The following is a 19,739-nucleotide window of genomic DNA, read 5'->3' as shown; positions in this document are numbered from 1 at the left end:
ATACATTAATTTTGGCCAAAAACAATTTGGCGAAAATTAATACAACCCAATGATGACAATTGACTATAATATTTATCTTGTTGAAAAAGACTTTACAAGCAATATCTCGGACGTACGCCTTCTTTTCCTCGTAGTCCAGCTTTTCCACCTGGAATTGCGTCCCTTGATGCAGGTAAATGGCTTCGTCATGTAAGAGCGTCATGGAGCTGAAACGGTCCATTTCCCCGATGACACGCTCATTTCCCCGTTCGCTGATGTCGATGATCACGACATTTTCCTGTGAGGCTGACCGCAGACTGATGTTGTGGGCCGGGAATGAATCGTTCATCCAGAACCACTTGCCCCGCGAGTAATGAAGCACCTGCTCCTCGGTCAAGAACTCCAGAATTTCCACGATTTCCGCGCGACCGAATGTGTCCCCCTCTCGAAACGGCAGCTCGTATGCCGCACATTTGAGATGATCAACCAAAATGATCAGGTTATCGGGATTGATCCGCGCTGTCTCAGGACTGCGGTCGAAAAAGTACTCTGGATTGGCAATCACATACTGATCCAGCGGCGTTGAGCTGCCGACCATAACAACGACAGATTCCCCCTGCCTTCTTCCCGCCCGTCCTGCCTGCTGCCATGTGCTTGCGACCGAGCCCGGATAGCCAGTAATGACACATGCCTGCAACTGTCCAATATCTACTCCAAGCTCCAGCGCATTGGTGCTGACCACACCCATAATGTCACCATTGCGCAAGCCGCGTTCGATCTCTCTGCGCTGGCTCGGCAAATAGCCACCGCGATACCCTTGGATCGTTTTAGGCCCAAGCTTGCGGCGAATCAGCTCCTGCAAATACGTCAGCAAAATCTCTACACGTACACGGCTTCTCGCAAACAGAATCGTCTGTATGCCATTGGTCAAAAACTGCTCAGTAATGTCTCGCGCCTCTAATGTGGCACTGCGTCTAATATTGAGCTGCTTGTTGACCACAGGCGGATTGTAGAAAAGGAAATGCTTGATGCCTGACGGAGCACCATTGTTGTTGACCAGCTCTACCTCTTCTTCTGTCAGGGCTTCCGCCAATTGCTTCGGGTTGGCGATGGTAGCCGATGTGCAAATGAATTGCGGATGACTTCCATAAAAGGCGCAAATGCGCTTCAACCGCCGAATGACATTGGCGACATGGCTGCCAAAAACGCCACGATATGTATGCAACTCATCAATCACGATGTATTTGAGATGCTCGAAAAAGGAAACCCACTTGGTGTGATGGGGCAAAATGGCGGAATGCAGCATGTCTGGGTTAGTGATGACGATATTTCCTGCCTTGCGTACCATCTGCCGGATATTTGCTGGTGTATCACCGTCATACGTTTCGGATTTGATCGAAAGACCCATTTCTGTAATCAGCTCGTGCAGCTCCGCCTTTTGATCCTGCGCCAAAGCTTTGGTTGGGAACAAGTAAAGAGCCCGCGCTTGCCTGTCTTCCGATAACGTCTGGAGGATCGGCAAATGATAGCACATGCTTTTGCCAGAGGCCGTGGGAGTAACCGCTACGATATGTTTTCCATCGCGCACATGGCGAAAAGATGTTTCTTGATGTGTGTATAAGGAGGAAATGCCTCTTCTAATCAGGGCATCGCGGATTCGCTCGTCCAATTGTTCTGGAAAAGAAACAGTCTTTGCTTCACGGGCAGGAATCACCTTCCAGTGCGCTATGTTGTTGCGAAATCGCTCGTCTGTTTTTATATGATCCAATATGGCAGATATATCTTTTTTCAGATTCATTATCATCACCTTCTTGACCTTATTTTACGAATGGACGTTCGGGTTGTAAACATGGAATAACGATCCACTTCAAACAGATACTACTATCAATTTACGTGGTTTGTTTACATACAGTAGATTAATGAAAAAGACTTCTAGGCTCTGGAATGGAAAGGGAATACTACAAGCACCTTCGAAAATTGCTCCGTTCTCTGACGAATCAGATAAAAAGAATATCAGTACAAAACGATAAAATAATCGAACTTCTCGAAGGATTGAAAAAACGTTAAAAAAGCCTGTAAGCATACAAAAAGCCACGAAAAGGAGATTCGTGGCTTTTGTGAATGTAGGAAAATTGAGCATTTGATTTACGTCGATTCCATTAGTGCCGATCTTTCAGGTTATTTTGACGATACAACTCGTCCTTGCACTGCCATGACAGAAAGCACCCACCTCCCTCGTCTAGGCCGTAGTACTATCCTTTTTATTTCCTTTGCGAATGAAGTAAATTATTCCTTCAATAATTGCTACCACAATTAAAGAGAGTCCAAATAGTGGCATAATAACGCCTAATATCACCATGAAGACAATGAAACTACTCGAAATACCACTTGATACTTTTGGAGGAGCTGAAAATGAGCCTTCTTTTTTACGAGACAGCCACGTCTTAAATCCCCAAAAAATGACGAGTAGGAACAACAAACAAACTGCTAAGTTCATTAATTTATTTGGCCAGCCAAACAAATGACCTTCATGCAATGGAATACCCCATGTAAACCATTTTGCTAAAATACCATATTCCTCGTAGCCCACTTTCGAAATCAATTTTCCGTTATATTGATCAAAATAGGTGGTGATTTCATCATAGGGACTAACATCTAAGCCCGTTACACCAGTATTGCTACCTTTGGATACATTAAATACGCCATCTTCACTTCTTGGGTAAATAATTGAGTACGGTCTAGAAATATGTTCCATCTCAATCTCGTGCATTAACTGTTTGATACTTATCATATTGCTGTTGTTTGACATACTAGGCATATCTCCGTGATGTGCATGAGATTGACTAGATGTTGGTTCCTCATTTTTTCGTGTCGCCCAAGGAATTTCACTCATGTCTGAAGTAGGCGGCTGTTGCTGTAATAAAGGAATACCGATAGAAGGATTTTCTTGAGCTGCAGAGTAAATAAAATTGCCCATAAGTGCAGACCAAGGTAAGCCTGTAAAAATAATAACAATCATTGGAATTGTTATTATTGTACCAACTAATGCATGCCATTTTTTATTCTTTTGTTGCTTTGTCAGATTCTGTTTATTCTTTAGTATTCTTCCTTTAAATGTCATGTAAATACCAGAAGACAGCAGGAAGATTGCCCAGCATGCAGCTAATTCAACTAAGTAATTTACAACCGTTCCACCAACAAATAGTGAACTATGAACTTCTCTCATCACATTTGAAAAAGTATATTTCGCATCTTGACTACCGACAATTTGATAATGCTCGTCTAAAAATACGTATTTTTGATCGCCATCTTTATTTGTCATCGTTAAGCGAGTATTATACGGATCATCTAAAACAATAATCTTTGAGACAGAATAGTCTTTGTATTGCTCTACCGCTTTCTCAATACCTTCATCAATCGTTAATAGCTCTGTTTTATCGCTCTTTCCAAAAAACAAATGATCGTAAGCTCTATTTTCTACATCTGTATAAAATAGATAGCCAATACCACTTAGCGTTAATGTAATTAGTAGTGGCGCAATAAATAATGCTGCATAGAAATGCCATCGCCAAAAGCGATTATAATTGCTTGTTTTCATTATCAAACCTCCACGGCCGAGATAAGCCTCATGTGTTAATTCGTTACATGGTAAGATACAGGCGTTTTTCTTTGTTCACTTCTTCCTGGATGTTTTTTCTGGCTGAAACATAGCCACTCCTCTTACCCTCCTTCTTGAACATCTCCTTGATGAGTATATGTCTTCCTCAAGTAAAGCTAAATGACTCAAAGTAGCTATTTTACTATGAATATTTTGTCAGTGTATTGAAATCACGAACGCTGATTGTCATATTCTCCCTTGATTCACTACCTAAAATAGCCATTCCAAAGGCCTCCGAGCTGGCTGCTTTAAAACCAGCAGTCATCATCGATAATTTCCACATGCCACAAGGTGGAGAAATTGCCAAGATATCAGGAAGCAAACTCGTTGAATTGAGAAAATTTTCCCGAAAGTGACCAGCAAACCCTGATTGACTTGATCAAAGATAACGCCGCGAAATTAGGTATTGTTTTTTAGCCAGAAACGTTCCAGAAAGAATAAAACCAGTGTCCCACGGTGGAATACCGAGACACACTGGTTTTTTAGAAAAGCTGATTCAAATGACTATACGGCGTTTCATTTCGTTGGATTCGCTCTATGTTTTCCACAAAAAATTGGTATCTTTTCTCGTGAAATTTGGTTCCGTCAGGCATGCCTGCTGTATGCGGCGTCAACACGACATTTTTCAAGGTGCGCAGCTCACTGTCGACGCTAAGCGGCTCCACTGTGAACACATCGAGGCATGCGCCGCCAATCACATTGTTTTTCAGCGCTTCGATCAAGTCCTCTTCACAAATGATCGGCCCTCTCGCTGTATTGACAAGAAGTGCATCGCTTTTCATTTTGGCTAAAAACTGCTTGTCCACTAAATGTCTTGTGGATTCATTCAGAAAAATATTCAGGGTGATCACGTCAGATTTGGCAATCAGCGTGTCCAGATCAACCATTTCGGCATCATCACTCTGCCTGTTTGGATCGGTGTCATACGCCAGCACCTTCATCCGAAAGGCTTTTGCCAGCTCCGCCACACGAGAGCCGATTGCGCCAAAGCCGATGGTACCGATGGTTTTTCCTGCGAGCTCGCCACCGACGTAGACGAGCTTCGTCTCATCCTCCCGATTTTTCATCGCTTGATCGAGATAAGAGATGTTTTTGTAATATCCGAGAATGAGCGCCATAATATGCTCGGCTACTGCGTTCGCATTCACGCCAGCCGCGTTGCTCACCCAAATATTTTTCTTCGTGCACGCCTCAATATCCACGTTGTCAAAACCCGCACCCGTCTGGACAAACTTCAAGTTGTGCGCTTTGTTCAGCAAGTCCTCATTTACCTGGATATGTTCAGGAATCAACACATTCGCTTCACTGATGAATGATTCGATTCTCTCAGGCTCCACGATTCGTATGCTCCAATCCTTCGGAAATGCTTGGGTCACGCGTTGCTTGGAATAATCGGTAAAGTATCCCGTAATCAATACATTCACTTATGTCACAGCCCCAGTCTTTTCGTTTATGCATTGGCCCACGCTTCGTAAAAAGCACGCTTTACATTGGCGATTATAAGCATTGGCGATTCATTCTCAAGCCGCCCCACCTCAAAGGTCATCACTGGCTTCCTGGTCGGTTTGGGGCTCTTGAAAAAATCAATGTCATGCAATGTCTTGATAAATGACGTCAGCTCATCCACGCCAACCTCCGAATCCTTGACGTTAAACGGGATGTGCTTATCCCCGAAATAGCTGGCTTGCCTGTCTTTCAAGTAACAATTTCCGAGATGAATGTGTGTCAAATAATCTTTGGCCTGCCACAACGATTTGTGCGGCTCTTCGCCCATAATTGGCAGATGGCTTTGATCCAACAAAAGCCCAAAGTTGTCGTACTCGCTGCGGATTACACGAGCTACATGCACCGCCTCATGAGTAGGGCCGAGCAAATAGTTGCGGTCGACATGCCGATCCCCGATCTCCAAAGAAATGCACAGCTCGTACGTATCGGCTTTTTGTTTTGCGAACTTGCATAGCTCCATAGCCGAAGCAATAAACGCGTGGATGTTTTTCGGTTTATTCTCTTCGCCTTCGAATTTGCCCGTCACGATATGCATGATTTTCGCGTTCATTTCATAGCAGTGGTCGATCAGCATTTTGCCTGATTCGATAGACTTGTTGCGAACGACCGGGTCCAAGGAACTGAGGTCAATCTGCAATTCTCTGGCTGCATCTCCGCCGTTGAATATAACCTCGACACCACTGTACGCCATATACTTTGCAGCCTGCTGCCTCGTCTCTTTGTCCGCGATATAGGACACTTCGACCGCCGTAAAGAAGGGGTCTTCGAGGATCGCATGGAGACTCGGAAGCATCTGCTCTGGCCTGCTTTGTGAAAAAGGAAACAGCTTGGGCAAAACAATTGCGATACTCGCCATCTTCTCCACTGGATAAATCATACGATTTTACCGGACAAAATGAGTTCAGGCAGTTCTTTTACCGTGTCGAGCACATGCGTATGATAGTACTTCCCCCATACCTCGATTGGCGTAGAGCCTTGCATCACGCCGATGACCGCTTTGCAGCCTGCATTGTAGCCTTCGAGCATATCTGCTGGCGTATCGCCGAGCTTGATGACTTGTCTGACGTTTTGCACGTTCAAATATTCCATCGCCTTAAAAATCATGAACGGAGCCGGACGTCCTTTGCCTTCTGGTACCATATCCAGGTCTACCGCATAATCGATCAAGCCATCCTTCACCCAACCGAGCGATTCCATGATGACGCTGTTGATCTCTTTATGGAACCCAGTCCCAGTCGCTACCTTGATGCCATTTTCTTGGCACCATTTCAGCGTTTCGGTTGCGCCTTCGATTTCGCGGCAATTTTCCTGATAGAACGTAATCATGTATTCGGTATAGCGTTCGTACAGTTTGACAGCGTCCTCGAACGAAGAATTGTCGATATCGATTTCAAAGTTTTTGAAGTCGATCATATTTCCTTTTGTTCTCGCAATCAAATATTGATAGAGATGAATCTTGTTCGTCCCCATGTGCGTACTGATTTCATCTGGTGTCACGTTCAATCCGTATTCCACAGCCGCTTTGTGCAGACAATCTCTGACTGCGTTATCATCCTCTACTAACGTTCCTGCCAGATCAAATACAGCCAATGCGATGTTGTTTTTCATTTTTCCATCTCTCCAGTTCGCTATGATTTATGATTTATTGCTTCAGTGCCTTGTCGAGTTCTTTCTGTGCCTTTTCTTTCGCCACTTTGAGCGCTTCTGCCGCAGGAACGTTTTCGATCAGCACCTTGTCCTTCGCCAACTCAATTTCTGCATAAATTTTGCCGCCTGTCGGGTCTACAAAAGGAGCAATTCCATTTGTTTTCGCCTGTTCCAAAGGTACCGAGAAGTACGGATTTTCTTTCAATTTGTTCTGGTAAATCTCTGTATTCACCGCGCTGTCCCGAATTGGAATATAGCCTGTCTGTACGGCCCAGTACGCTGTTTTTTCCGCTTCCGAGAAGAACTTCACGAATTCCCACGCGCCCTCTTGCTGTTCTTTCGAGGATGCTTTGAACAGGTTGAACATGACTGAAATCGCGACAGGTCTTGGTGGTTGCCCATTGAAGCCTTTTTGCATGCCGGTTGCTACCTTGGTGAAATCCAGATCTCCGCCGTCACCAGAAGAGCCTGTGTAGCCCGCGGATTTTCCTTTCATCACGTTGTCGATGGTTTTGTACCACCATTCCCAGCCATTGCCGCCATAGACGGTATCCATGATTTTGTCCTCATGAATGTACTTGCGAATGCTATCCCACGCATACACCCATTCTTCCGAGTCGATCGTGACAGTCTTACCGTCTTCGCTCACGATATCGCCGCCAGCAGAACGGGCGTAGTCGATCATATGCTCCGTGTACCACATGATGGACCAGCCGTTTATTCCCTCTTTTTCTTTGATGAGCTTGGCTGCATCCGCCAATTGCTCAAAGCTCGTGAGCGCATTGTAGTCGATCTTGTATTTGTCAAAAATATCTTTGCGGTAGTACATCATTTGCGTACTGACATAGGCAGGAACACCCAGCATCGCATCGTTGTATTTGCCTTGTGCAAGCAGCAGAACATCGTCCTTTTTATACTCCGGCTGATTGATCCGCTCATCCAAAGGCAGCAATGCATCGCTTTTCGCCAGCTTCATGAATTCCGGATACGCATTGATCGCCAAGGCTGGGGGCTTGCCTGCTGCCAGCGAGGCCTGTAGTGCCTGCAACGTCTCGCTGTAGTCACCTTGGACAATCGGAACGACCTCGTATTTTTCATTGCTGCTGTTAAAGTCCTGCACGATTTTTTGCATCGTCTCCCCGAGTTTGCCTCCGAGACCGTAGTAGAACTCCAGCTTGATTTTCTCGTTAGGGGTGGATGCTGCACTCGCGTTGCTGTCAGAAGCGGCGTTGTTCGAACAACCGACGGCTCCGGTAAAAATAAGCGCAGAACTCAGGATGGAAAGAATGACGCTCTTGGTGTTTCGCTTCTGATTTTTCACAATGACTCCTCCAATAAATAGCTGTCTTGGTCTATTTGTTGACATACAGATTAGCCATGGAATGAATGATTCTTTTGCTTGCGATTGCGAGCAGGATCAGCATAGGTGCCAGTGAAATCGCACATGCCGCCATCGCCAATGGGAAGTCCATCCCATAGCCCGCCTGACTCATAAACAACCGACGCAATCCAATCGTGACGAACATGTTTTCCTCCGACTTGATCAAGAGCGAGGGCCACATATAGTTGTTGTAGCTGTAAATAAAAGTGATCAACACCAGCGAAGCAATCGCGTTTTTGCAATACGGGATATACACGGTGAAAATGAGTCGTAGATGCCCCGCTCCATCCAGCTTGGCAGCATGCACCACATCCTTTGGCACCTGCGCAAACGATTGCCGCAGGAAAAAGACGGCAAAGATGCTGATGAGCTCGCTGAGAATGTAACCGATGTGTGTATCCAGCAAATTCGCTTTGGACAGCAAAATAAAGGATGGAATGTACGTTACGGCAGATGGAAGCATGTACGTCGCCAAAATAAGCACGAAGCAGTACCGAACCCATCTTTTCTGCGCCGTCGCGAAAACATACGCAGCAAAAATGGCCGTAAAGATTTGAAAAACGATGACGATCAGGCTGACAGAAATGCTGTTCCACAAATAGAGCAGCATCTTCGTTTCCGTGAATACGCGGATGTAATTCTCAAAATGAAAGGTGGAAGGCAGCAGACTCCCGCTGTACACCTCGCTTTTGGGCTTGATCGAAATCAAGAACATCCAGAGAAACGGAAACACCATCAGTACGCTTAACAAAATTAACATTGCATAATGTATGCCTGTTTTTAATTTTGCCAAGGACAAAGCTCCCACCTCATTTGGTAAACAGTAGTTTGGACAAGAAGAAATTCAGTGCACTGATCAAGAGACACATGACCAAGAAAATCATCGCCAACGCTGACGCTGGTCCCGTTTCAAAATATTCAAAAGCGAGCACGTAGAAGTAGTACAAGATGGTCGAAGTCGCACCTGATGGTCCGCCCTGTGTCAAAATATAAATCTGATCATAGGCTTTGAGAGAATTCAGCGTAAAAAAGATGAACAAGAATACGAGAATCGGTGAGATCGCAGGCAAGGTGATTCTGAATAATTTTCGTAATCCTCTCCCTCCATCCAAATCATTCGCTTTCTCTACTTCCGGGTCTAATTTCGCCAGAGCGGAGGAAAGCAGCAAGATCCCCAGCCCCATGTACTGCCAGATGGTGACGATAATGACGACAATCATCGCCGTCGTCTGTCCCCCCAGCCACTTCACTGGCTCCATACCTATGCCTTTCAGGAGATAATTGACAATCCCCGAATCGGTATCGAATATGCTGACCCAAACCATGGACACGACCACAGTGGGCGTGATCCACGATGAAAATGCACTCGCCACAAAGAAATGGCGAAACTTCTGTATTTTGTTTAACCGGATCGCCACGAACAGCCCAAAAATGATCGGTGGAACGACTGTAAAAAAGGTAAACACCAGCGTGTTTAGCAGTACTTTCCCGAAAAAAGCATCGCTCATCAAGTTTTGGTAGTTTTCCAGCCCTACATAGTCGTAGTCAGGTGAAATATAGTTCCAGTCTGTAAAACTGATATGGAACGTTTTGATCATGGGATAGATCCAAAAAATAACTAACGGAATCAATGTCGGCAAAAGTAACCCAAGCGACCATGCGTTATCCTTGATCGTTTTGCTGATTGGTCTGCCCATTTACTCGTACTCCTTGAAGATGTCTTTGATCGGTTGCCCGTCACATGGATGAGCGATTCGGAACAACTGCGCAAGTGTGGGTGCAATGTTTTCGATGTGTGTCTCTTCGATTACTTTACTTTTCGTAAACGCATCCCCTAAGCACAAGAGAAATCCGTTCATCTCATCGACATTCGCGGGATGATACCCGTGCAGGCTTTTCATCTCCTGGTATTTAGGCTGTTCGGGAAACGCGATATCTTCCCCGCATACCATATGCTTCAAATCGAGGATGCCGAATGGCTTGCACGCTGAAGGCTTGTCCCCAGCCAGCTCATAAAATCGATGCACTTCTGGTATCTGGTTAAAAAACGCCATGATTTCTTTGTTTTGCTGATGAGCTAATGAGCTATAAAACAACAACGCCCCGCTGCCGTCCCCGACGAATCTGATTTGTTTGTTTCGGAAATGCTGCTTCCACTGGCTTTTGGCCAAAATCTCATTTGGGTAAAAAAACGATTGAACATCACTTTGACCATGATCCGAGAAAATGATCAGGTTGAATGGTTTTTGCGTCTCTTTCAACGTTTGCTCGATTTGATCAAGATGCGTAGTCAACAGCTCCAGACAGTGCATCGCCTCTGGTGAGTCTTTTCCATATTGGTGCGACAGCGCATCATACCCGACAAACCTTGTAGCGATCAAATCATAGATTCCCGCTTTGATTGCCTGTGTCGTTTCGTGGAGTGCTACACGATCGATTTCCTCTACAGAAACGTTTGCCTTCAGCTTTTTTTTGCTGCTCGATTCCGTAACCAAATGGTGAATATACGGATTTCCGGACGTCATGGGCCAATGTATGCAGCAGCTCGTCCCAGCATTTCTCGCCAACGAGTGAAAAATCGTCTGCTTATGAAGGGCTTCGTTGCAAAGAATCTCGTGGTCGCCGTACAACGCCACTCTTTCCATCGTTTCTGGGCGAGCTACAATATTATCAAAGACACCATGCCGATCGAACTGGTTCCCGGTCATTGCTGCCGCATGTGCGGTAAATGTGACTGAGGGAAACGTCGTGATCAGTTTTTTGCAGCAGGAATAGCCATTCTCTAACCGTTGCTGCATGTAACCTGCAAAGCTCCGATAACTGATGCCGTCTAGCGAGATGAGTACATTCATGGGCGGCACCTCAGATTTTTTTGCGTCTGCCTGTCAAATACATGGACATGGTTGGCGCTAATCCCTGCGTTCACCTTTTGACCCTTTGCATATGTCTGGGTAAAGCTCTTCTTCACGATAAAACTGCTTGTTTTATACTTCAGGTGCACGAGTACATCCGTTCCGATAATTTCCGTGAACAGTACCTCCATCGCGAGTGCATCCTCACTGTCTTCGGTGAGAAAGCAATGCTCCGGCCTGATTCCCGCGACAATCTCAGGAGCTTGTTCCATCACTTCGAGCGGGAGATTGGTTTCCAGCAACACCCCGTCTACCTCCACATAGACTTGGTTATCCCGCTGAATCAGACTCGCATCCATATAATTGATGGGTGGTGAGCTGATGAAATTGGCAACGAACATATCCACTGGGCAATCGATGATTTCCATCGGCGTTCCGATTTGTCGGAACTTCCCTTCCGCCATAATCGCGATTCGATCCCCTAAGGTAACCGCCTCCACCTGATCATGTGTCACGTAAATGAACGTGGAATCCAAGCGCTCGTGCAGCTTTTTGATCTCAATTCTCATTTCATTTCGTAGCTTGGCATCCAGATTAGACAACGGCTCGTCCATTAAAAATACTTTTGGCTCCTTCACGATCGCCCGCCCGATGGCTACCCGCTGTTTTTGCCCGCCAGACAATTGGCTGGGGAACCGTTTCAACAACGGATCGATTTGCAAAATATCCGCCGCTGCCTTGATACGCTTTTCTCGCTCTGCTTTTTTGATCTTTTTTATTTTCAGGCCGTATGCCATGTTTTCGAATACGGTCATATGCGGATAAAGGGCATAGTTTTGAAAAACCATCGCAACTCCCCGATCCTTTGGCTCCACTTCATTCACACAAACATCGCCAATGTACACATCGCCTTGGGTGATCTCTTCAATCCCGGCAATCATTCTAAGCAGCGTAGATTTTCCACATCCGGACGGTCCCAATAACACCAGGAACTCTTTGTCTTTGATTTCCAGACTGATATCGTCCAGGGTGTATTTATCGTTCGTATATTGCTTAGACAATGACTTCAGCATAATACTCGACATATTGAAAACCCCTTCATCATTCAATCTTTATTGGACAATTGTTATTTTTTTCATATTCACACCAACATTCTCATTTTTGTTCAAAAATCTTTGTACACTCATCGTAATCTAGCATTGTTAACTGCGTGTCAAAGCCCATTGTGTTCTTTGTAAACCAACGCACACGACGAAAAAAAGCAATCAGATCAACCTTTCCTTGATCCGATTGCTTTTCTTTATGGGAGTGTTTGTATGCGTTTCTTATCTTGTATAAAGATTTGACCATCTTTTTCGTAAAAGAAGTGTAAATTCCGTTACTGAAACAGTGATGCAAGATGATGCTCCAGCACTTTCGCAATCCGTTCTCCATTGACTCGCTGCGGTTCGAGAAAGGCATGCAGCGCCAGACCATCGATGACGGCATAGAGCTTCTCTGCTTCCATTTCTTTGTCTAGCTCTTTGCGTAGTAGATTCAGTTGATCGGCAGAGTCCAAAAGGTTGCGGATGGCGGCGTATATCCCGTCGTGCTGTGCATCGAAGCCTTCTTTTTTGTGTCGGAAGTACACGGTAAAAGCAAACCATACTTCCATTTCGACCATCTTTTCTTGATTCGTAGGGAGAAGCTCCAGCAAGATTTTGCTGATTCTCTCTTTTGGCGCCCATTCTTCTTTGGAAGCGATCACAGCAATTCGAGCTGTCGCCCTCTCTTTTACGAGCTGCATGGCATACATCAACAGTTCATCCTGTGTTGCGAAGTAATGTCGCAGAGCACCTAATGAAAGTCCTGCTTCTTTTGCTATGCTCCTTACCGTCGCTCCCTCCATTCCTTGCTCGACAATGACGCGCCATGTTGCTTCTGCTATTTGTTCTCTTCTTTTCTCATGATCGATTATTTTTGGCATAGTTGTATTTTATCAAGATTTGCAAAGGACAAGCAACTTTAATAATACGGTTGTATTATTTTAGATTTGATGATAAAATTTCTTTTATTAGTACGTTTGTATTATAAAAACCTCTCCTATAGGAGAATACTCGTCATCAAAGGAGACTTGTACGATGAATTTTGTTGCATGGATGATTGTCGCATGCGAAATTGCTTTTTGGGTGGTCATTGTACTTGGTCTTTTCACAAGATACGTGCTCAAACAAAAAAAAGCCGGGCTTTTTCTTCTCGCCCTGACGCCTGTTGTTGATGTGGTTTTGCTCGTCGTCACGAGCGTGGATTTGTATCGGGGAGCTACCGCTACGATTCCTCATGCGCTGGCTGCCGTATATATCGGGGTATCGATTGCGTTTGGGAAAAGCATGATTCAATGGGCAGATGAAAAATTTCAGCAATACGTCACCAAGCAAGGTACGGCTAAACCAAAACGGTACGGCATGGAGTATGCCAAGCATTACGCTAAAAGCTGGTTTAGACATCTCTTCTCCTATATAATTGGGGCGGCTTTATTAGCGGGGACCATTTACTTTGTCGATGATGTGGAACGGACTGCTTCTTTATGGCATATTCTCCGGCTATGGACCGTTGTTCTGGGGATTGATCTGTTGATTACAGCCAGCTATTTTCTATTTCTAAAGAAAGATAATCGAGGCACCGCTCCCAAAAATAATTGGTGAGGGGCTTTCCTGCCCAAACAATGTCTTCGTTGATTAGCCCATGAGTGATTCCTGTTAAAAGAATCACTCATGGGCTCCTCTTATTTATGCATGAACTTCGTCTTCGCTGTCATCCTCACCAAATGCAAGCTCGATATCAATAAATTGAATCACAAGCTGGCATATTTGATCATTTTCATCCACCCCAAAATAGACAGGATAGGCGCCGTCTCCAAATCCCGTCTGAAACATCGGAATGGATAAATCGGTGTCTGGTATCGTCCAGTTTATATAGTCTCCAGCGCTTCTTTGGTATTTTGGATGGTCTTTGTAACTTTGTGCAAAAACATCAGCGAAATAGTCATCATAAATATTGCCGTCTGGATTCTCTTTTTTCCACTGATCATAAAATTCTAGATAAGCATCCCTCGTTTTGACATCTACCACTGTAGCAAGCCCCGCATCCACATTAAACCCAAAATACTCACCTTCCCCGAGGTTTTCGAGATCTTCATTTCCAATAAGGGCTTCCGTAAATTTTTGGGGAGTTTTATCTGTAAACTCCACCTTAACAGCTGCATACCTGTAATGGTCTTCTTCCACTGTTACCACACAAACGGTTAATGGGAAGATTCCCGTAGGGACTTTACGAAAATAAGGGGCACTGTTTCTCTCCAGATACACAAGTGGATCACGGACCATGATGTTTCCAGTCGGAATCGTTATTTCCCCCAAAGAAAGCAAGTTGATTGCTTTACCACTCATTTCAGTTGATGTGAAATAGGTATGTAATTCAATAGGGGGTGTTAACATCTGTTGTTTTTGTTCATATATGGCTAACCATTGATCGTTTGGAATCGTATTCATCTTTCGTACCCTCCTAAAATTGTATATTTGTAAAACACTCCTAAAATTATACAAAATCACCCATAGAAACGGTAGAACGGTTTGGATGTTTGCATAACGGGCAAGCCGAAGCATAGGCATGGTTAGTGGATGAAGTACGACAAAACATATGCCTGTCCAGGGATGAAGGAGGTTGCCCGAATGAATCCGCCAGACAAAGGGAATCAAATTCCTCAGCCGATGAGGAGTGATGGGGCCGGATGGGTCGATCTCGGCCCACGGAACGTCATGCGTGATCGGCAAAATCCGAATATGCTGGTTCCTCCCGTCACAGATGCGGGCCTGCTGCCCAATCTGAAATTTTCCTTCTCGGATGCCTTTATGACATTAAATCATGGCGGTTGGTCCCGTGAAGTTACCATACGCGAGATGCCAATCGCCACTACACTTGCGGGTGTAAACATGAGCCTGACGCCAGGCGGTGTTCGCGAGCTGCACTGGCATCAACAGGCAGAATGGGCCTACATGTTGCTCGGTCGCGCACGAATTGCGTCTGTTGACCAACGCGGCCGCAATTTTATCGCCGATATCGGAAAAGGCGATCTGTGGTATTTCCCTCCCGGCATCCCCCACTCGATTCAGGGACTTGAGGAAGGCTGCGAGTTTTTGCTTGTTTTCGACGATGGGCATTTTTCCGATCTGAATACGCTATCGATCTCCGATTGGTTTGCACATACGCCAACAGATGTGCTTTCCGCAAATTTCGGTGTACCAGAATCAGCCTTTGCCGACATTCCCGACAAACAAGTGTACATATATCAGAGCGAGGTTCCAGGTTCCATCGAAGCAGATGAAGTGAAATCTCCATACGGAACCGTCCCCCTCCCTTTTTCCCATCGTTTACTCGCCCAACGCCCCCTCATTACACCTGGCGGCAGCGTGCGCATCGTCGATTCCCGCAACTTTCCGATCTCCAAAACAATCGCGGCAGCACTCGTAGAGCTACGTCCCGGTGCGATGAGAGAGCTGCATTGGCATCCCAATAACGACGAGTGGCAATATTACATTTCAGGTCAAGCGCGGATGACAGTTTTTATCGGAAACGGAAACGCTCGAACTTTTGACTACCAAGCAGGTGATGTTGGCTACGTTCCTTTTGCGACGGGGCATTATATCCAAAATACCGGGACGGAAACGGTGTGGTTTTTGGAAATGTTCAAGAGCGACCGCTTTGTCGACGTTTCGCTGAATCAATGGATGGCGCTCACCCCGCATGAACTCGTCGCTTCCAACCTGTGTGTTGGTCCTGAATTGTTGGATGCTTTGCGAAAAGATAAATGGCCCGTTGTCAAATATCCTGGATATGGCTATGTACCGTGAATGCAGTGAAAAGACCAGCCCTAATGGACTGGTCTTCTTTTTTTTCATCATCCAGGAATGGACGGTTGTCTGGAAGCCGCATTGGCATCCTTCAGATTGCGCTTTTTAACTCCTAGCGATAAGACGAAACAGATAAGCAAAATCATACATGCTAGCGCATACGGATAGTTGATATCCACATCGAATAAAAATCCAGCTACGATAGGACCTGCAATATTACCAAGACTCGTAAAAGCTGAGTTAAGGCCAGCAACATACCCCTGTTGATCTTTTGCAAGCATCGACATTTGAGTACTGATAGCCGGTCGCAAAATATCGATCGCCAGAAATACGATGAAGGTAACGGCAAAAATCATCCAAAATCCATGAACAAAAAGCGTCAGAACAATAAACAAACCAGCAAAGAGCAGACAGACCGAAATGACCCTTTTCTCGCCAAAACGATTCATGATCCAGCTAAAGGCAGTAAGCTGAACCACTGCGCCTGCTATTGACCCGAATGTAATGATAAAGGCGATATCTTTAGGCTCAAATCCAAACTTATGGTCGACAAATAATGAAAAGACAGTTTCAAAATTAGCCAGTCCGAAAGACATCACAAACACTATGATCAAACTGAAAAAATAAGGCTCTCTATAGGAGTACATTAACTGGGAAAGCAGACTGCTTCGTTGTTTTTCACTCGAATAGGAGTCAGATAGTGATTCTTCTTCCGTAGGTTGCGATTCCTTGAGGATTAAGAATGTTATGCATGCAGCAATCATTCCCGCAATTGCTGCGGAATAGAAGGGTACGCGAATACCAAATTCAGCAATATATCCTCCAATGCCTGGACCGATAATAAAACCAGTAGTAATGGCTGCCGTAATATACCCCATCCCGGCCGCTCGTTCTTCTTTCGTTGTAATATCTGCTGAGTAAGCCATTACGGCCGGCATAATCAGTGCGGCACTGATGCCGCCGAGCAACCTAGAAGCAAACAGTAGGACTGGAGAATTCGCTATACCGAACATCGCTTCTGAGATAGCAAACACGACCAAGCCGATCACAATGATCCTTTTTCTGCCGAATAAATCGGCCCATCGACCGGCTACTGGAGAAAAAAGCAGCTGCGTCAACGAAAAGGCTGCAACTAATAAGCCAATAGTCCCCCCGGTAATTCCTAAGCTTTCCATGTACTTTGGCATAATCGGTATAACAAGCCCGATCCCCGTAAAGACAAGGAAAATATTGAACATCAGGATCAGTAGGGCTCCCTGTTTTTTTAATAATAAAGCCATTTTCTCTTCCTCCAATCCATTACCAAAACACTGAATATCTATTCTAGATAATCGCGTAAAAAAAGCTAGCGGGACGGTTTGACAATGCCAAATAAAAACACATCCATTGCTAACCGAAAAGTAGCCAGCGCTTCCTCTCGTTCCATTCGTCGCGTGTGTTGATTTAAACCATACATCAGACTGTCCAAGATAATGGCGACTCCAGTTACATTCGTCATTTCAAATTCACCGTTATCGAGCCCCTTCTGGAGCAACTGTTGATTAAAGTGGATATAACCTTTGATCATCTCGTTGATACGCTCCTCCACATCCGAAGGCTTCTCCGACATTTCGAAAAATTCATCAGCAGCCTTGGTCAGCGGATGATTCATATAGTCGATTGCAAAATGTTCAGCCATTCCATACAATTTATCGATCGAGGTCGTGTAGAGCTGTTCCTTGGCCAGCCATTTCTCTTCCCATTCGTTGTTGCAAGCTTCAATCAGATGTAAGAACAGCCCTTCCTTGCTCTTAAAATGATAATAAATGTTACCGCCGCTGTATCCAGTAGCTTTCACGATATCTTCTATGGATGTGGCCTTGTAGCCTTTTTGCATAAATAAAATACTGGATGCATCCGCTATCTTCTTCTTTGTCCGCTCCGTTTGCTGCTTCTTTTTATTCAATGAACCTTCACCAACTTCCCATCCAGAAATACTGAACTTTCATTCAGTATTATAAGCGTTACAACCATCCTTGGCAAACCTTCTTATGCGATAAGAAAGAGCTATGGAGGGCATTTTGGTTTGAGTCAACATAGTGGAGGAGAAGAAAAAGCACAGGTCTCTTCGACTCTGACACGCCAGCAGGGGGGATTCACTGGCCGTCTCCACTTCAAAAAGGGGACCGTCGAGCCAAAGCCACCCTACGGGCGGATGTTTCTCAAGGAAGCAGTGTTCGACAAGCGGGTCCCCTTTTTGAAGTTCCGACTGGGCAGGCGTTGTCAAGGTCTATGAGCTCTGTGCTTTTTCTTCTCACCAGCTTTATAACAAAAGCTGACGTCAGTCTAAGACAGCAACAGACCGTACAAAGCGCCAGTAACCACAACCAGCCATGGCGGCAGCTTCCAGTGCTCCAGCATGATAAACAAAATAGCCGCTACCGCAAAATCCAGCGGAGCAAAAATGGTACTCGTCCAAATCGGATTGTACAGGGCTGCCAGTAAAATACCGACGACTGCTGCATTCACACCTACCAGCATTCCTTGGATTTTGGAATTTCTCCTCAAGGAATTCCAGAACGGCAATGCGCCGATGACGAGTAAAAAGGCCGGTAGAAAAATCGCAATCGTAGCCACTACTGCACCGACTCCTCCTGCAATCATTGCTCCCAGATAAGTGGCAAACGTAAACAATGGCCCCGGTACCGCTTGTGTAGCCCCATAGCCAGTAAGAAATGCTTCTTCCGTCATCCACCCTGCCGGGATTACTTCCTTCTCTAATAAGGGAAGCACAACATGTCCACCGCCAAATACGAGAGAGCCTGAACGGTAAAAGCTGTCAAACAAAGCTAGTAACGAAGAGCCTGTCCCCTCTCTGAGGATAGGCAGCAGGATCAGAAGCCCAAAAAACACGCTCCAGCAAGCAATCGCTAGGGCCCGATTGATTGGAACCCGAAATTCCGGCAAACCAGGAGTTTGATGATGCTTGAAGAAAAGTAAGCCTGCTAAACCCGCGAGGATCATGACTGTGACCTGACTCCATGCAGAATGCCACAACAGCGTAATAGTAGCAGCGATGATCGCGATCGTCACCCGTGTTCGATCCGGGGCAAGCTTTTGTCCCATCCCCCATATGGCATGAGCAACAATCGCGACAGCTACTAATTTTAGACCGTGAATCCAAGAAGCACTGCCACTGTCAACTCCTTTTGAGACTCCCACGGCTAAAGCCGTAAGCTGACACCTTCGGTATCAGTGGGATTCTTGGGTGGTAGTCGAAAGTGCATTTCTGCTATCCGTAGTTCCCCCAAGTTTAGGGCTGTCTCATCAGCCCGTCCTAAGACAGTGCGTATAGCATCTTAGGCTGACAGACTGTTACCATCTGCCACAGGTTGACGCATGATATTGATGGCTCCAACCCGATCACGATGCGCATGGAATCCGCATGAACATTCGTACATTCTGTCTTTCGCTTTGTTCTTCTCTCTACAGGCAGGACAAGATTGAGAAGTGTAGGCGGGATTGACCTCCACAACTTGTATGCCAGCAAGATTTGCTTTGTAGGAGATACATTGTTGAAGTTGATAGAAAGTCCAATTATGCAGGTTCTTTGCGTTTTTACGGCTTGTTCTTGCCGTCTTGCGAATATTCTCTAGTCGTTCAAGCTTGATGATTGACACACCTTCCTGAATAGCTGTATTGACAATTTGACGACTGATCTTGTGGTTTTGATCTTTCATCCAACGTTGCTCTTTATTGCCTAACTTCCGAATGGCAGACAATTTTTTGAGTTTACCTAATTGGCGTCTACGCTGTTGGTGCTTTCTTCGTATGTACTTGTTCTGTCT

17 protein-coding genes and 2 pseudogenes are annotated in these 19,739 nt (G+C 45.4%); 3 read left to right on the top strand and 16 right to left on the bottom strand.

The features are described from left to right. Positions 1–100 precede the first annotated feature (100 nt). From C7R93_RS06150 to C7R93_RS06095, 11 genes and pseudogenes are all read right to left on the bottom strand, one after another. Positions 101–1,777 (bottom strand): annotated as a pseudogene (locus C7R93_RS06150) (DEAD/DEAH box helicase); the annotation flags it as partial. A 441-nt stretch (positions 1,778–2,218) separates the two neighbouring features. After that, positions 2,219–3,577, bottom strand: a complete 1,359-nt coding sequence (locus tag C7R93_RS06145) for a PepSY-associated TM helix domain-containing protein (protein ID WP_106837977.1) — start codon at positions 3,575–3,577, stop codon at positions 2,219–2,221. Between the two features lie 542 nt (positions 3,578–4,119). Continuing rightward, positions 4,120–5,061, bottom strand: coding sequence for an NAD(P)-dependent oxidoreductase (locus tag C7R93_RS06140; RefSeq protein WP_106837976.1), 942 nt, complete (start codon positions 5,059–5,061; stop codon positions 4,120–4,122). 26 nt (positions 5,062–5,087) lie between these two features. Further along, the gene (locus tag C7R93_RS06135) at positions 5,088–5,999 is read right to left on the bottom strand and encodes a sugar phosphate isomerase/epimerase family protein (protein ID WP_244191459.1); all 912 of its coding nucleotides are present in this window, start codon (positions 5,997–5,999) and stop codon (positions 5,088–5,090) included. Positions 6,000–6,016: 17 nt separating this feature from the next. Continuing rightward, entirely contained in the window at positions 6,017–6,751 is a 735-nt protein-coding gene (locus C7R93_RS06130) for an HAD hydrolase-like protein (RefSeq protein ID WP_106837974.1), read from the bottom strand. A gap of 34 nt (positions 6,752–6,785) precedes the next feature. After that, positions 6,786–8,111 (bottom strand): ABC transporter substrate-binding protein, encoded by a 1,326-nt coding sequence (locus C7R93_RS06125; RefSeq protein ID WP_106837973.1) that lies wholly within the window; start codon positions 8,109–8,111, stop codon positions 6,786–6,788. A 31-nt stretch (positions 8,112–8,142) separates the two neighbouring features. Further along, positions 8,143–8,964 (bottom strand): carbohydrate ABC transporter permease, encoded by an 822-nt coding sequence (locus C7R93_RS06120; protein ID WP_244191458.1) that lies wholly within the window; start codon positions 8,962–8,964, stop codon positions 8,143–8,145. A 16-nt stretch (positions 8,965–8,980) separates the two neighbouring features. Then, positions 8,981–9,868 (bottom strand): carbohydrate ABC transporter permease, encoded by an 888-nt coding sequence (locus C7R93_RS06115; RefSeq protein ID WP_106837971.1) that lies wholly within the window; start codon positions 9,866–9,868, stop codon positions 8,981–8,983. After that, positions 9,869–11,023, bottom strand: coding sequence for an alkaline phosphatase family protein (locus C7R93_RS06110; protein WP_106837970.1), 1,155 nt, complete (start codon positions 11,021–11,023; stop codon positions 9,869–9,871). Further along, positions 11,020–12,108 (bottom strand): ABC transporter ATP-binding protein, encoded by a 1,089-nt coding sequence (locus C7R93_RS06105; protein ID WP_106837969.1) that lies wholly within the window; start codon positions 12,106–12,108, stop codon positions 11,020–11,022. Before C7R93_RS06105 ends, C7R93_RS06110 begins: the two co-directional genes overlap by 4 nt. Positions 12,109–12,401: 293 nt before the next feature. Next, on the bottom strand, positions 12,402–12,989 hold the full coding sequence (locus C7R93_RS06095) for a TetR/AcrR family transcriptional regulator (protein ID WP_106837967.1): 588 nt from the start codon (positions 12,987–12,989) through the stop codon (positions 12,402–12,404). 154 nt (positions 12,990–13,143) lie between these two features. Here C7R93_RS06095 and C7R93_RS06090 point away from each other — a divergent pair, with 154 nt between their 5' ends. Next, a complete protein-coding gene (locus C7R93_RS06090) occupies positions 13,144–13,707 on the top strand; it encodes a hypothetical protein (RefSeq protein ID WP_106837966.1) in 564 nt (187 codons plus the stop codon). Between the two features lie 84 nt (positions 13,708–13,791). Here the strand turns inward: C7R93_RS06090 and C7R93_RS06085 are convergent, their stop codons facing one another. After that, complete coding sequence (locus C7R93_RS06085; RefSeq protein ID WP_106837965.1) at positions 13,792–14,553, bottom strand: DUF4241 domain-containing protein; 762 nt, start codon at positions 14,551–14,553, stop codon at positions 13,792–13,794. A gap of 180 nt (positions 14,554–14,733) precedes the next feature. On the opposite strand from C7R93_RS06085, the gene C7R93_RS06080 reads away from it, so the two are divergent. Beyond that, positions 14,734–15,912, top strand: coding sequence for an oxalate decarboxylase family bicupin (locus tag C7R93_RS06080; protein WP_106837964.1), 1,179 nt, complete (start codon positions 14,734–14,736; stop codon positions 15,910–15,912). Between the two features lie 47 nt (positions 15,913–15,959). Here C7R93_RS06080 and C7R93_RS06075 read toward each other — a convergent pair whose 3' ends face one another. After that, on the bottom strand, positions 15,960–17,192 hold the full coding sequence (locus C7R93_RS06075) for an MFS transporter (protein WP_106837963.1): 1,233 nt from the start codon (positions 17,190–17,192) through the stop codon (positions 15,960–15,962). A 65-nt stretch (positions 17,193–17,257) separates the two neighbouring features. After that, on the bottom strand, positions 17,258–17,857 hold the full coding sequence (locus C7R93_RS06070; RefSeq protein WP_106837962.1) for a TetR/AcrR family transcriptional regulator: 600 nt from the start codon (positions 17,855–17,857) through the stop codon (positions 17,258–17,260). Between the two features lie 120 nt (positions 17,858–17,977). On the opposite strand from C7R93_RS06070, the gene C7R93_RS06065 reads away from it, so the two are divergent. Further along, positions 17,978–18,187 (top strand): hypothetical protein, encoded by a 210-nt coding sequence (locus C7R93_RS06065; RefSeq protein WP_244191457.1) that lies wholly within the window; start codon positions 17,978–17,980, stop codon positions 18,185–18,187. A gap of 50 nt (positions 18,188–18,237) precedes the next feature. On the opposite strand, the pseudogene chrA reads toward C7R93_RS06065, so the two are convergent. Together chrA and C7R93_RS06055 are read right to left on the bottom strand one after the other, a co-directional pair. Then, a pseudogene (gene chrA / locus C7R93_RS06060) lies at positions 18,238–19,101 on the bottom strand (chromate efflux transporter); the annotation flags it as partial. A gap of 149 nt (positions 19,102–19,250) precedes the next feature. Continuing rightward, a partial coding sequence (locus C7R93_RS06055) for an RNA-guided endonuclease TnpB family protein (RefSeq protein WP_146142409.1) occupies positions 19,251–19,739 on the bottom strand: 489 nt, incomplete at its 5' end.

This window comes from Brevibacillus fortis (genome assembly GCF_003013395.1).
Lineage (GTDB): Bacteria > Bacillota > Bacilli > Brevibacillales > Brevibacillaceae > Brevibacillus > Brevibacillus fortis.
Note: the sequence above shows the minus strand (reverse complement) of the source record. Positions and strands in the feature narration are given on the sequence as shown.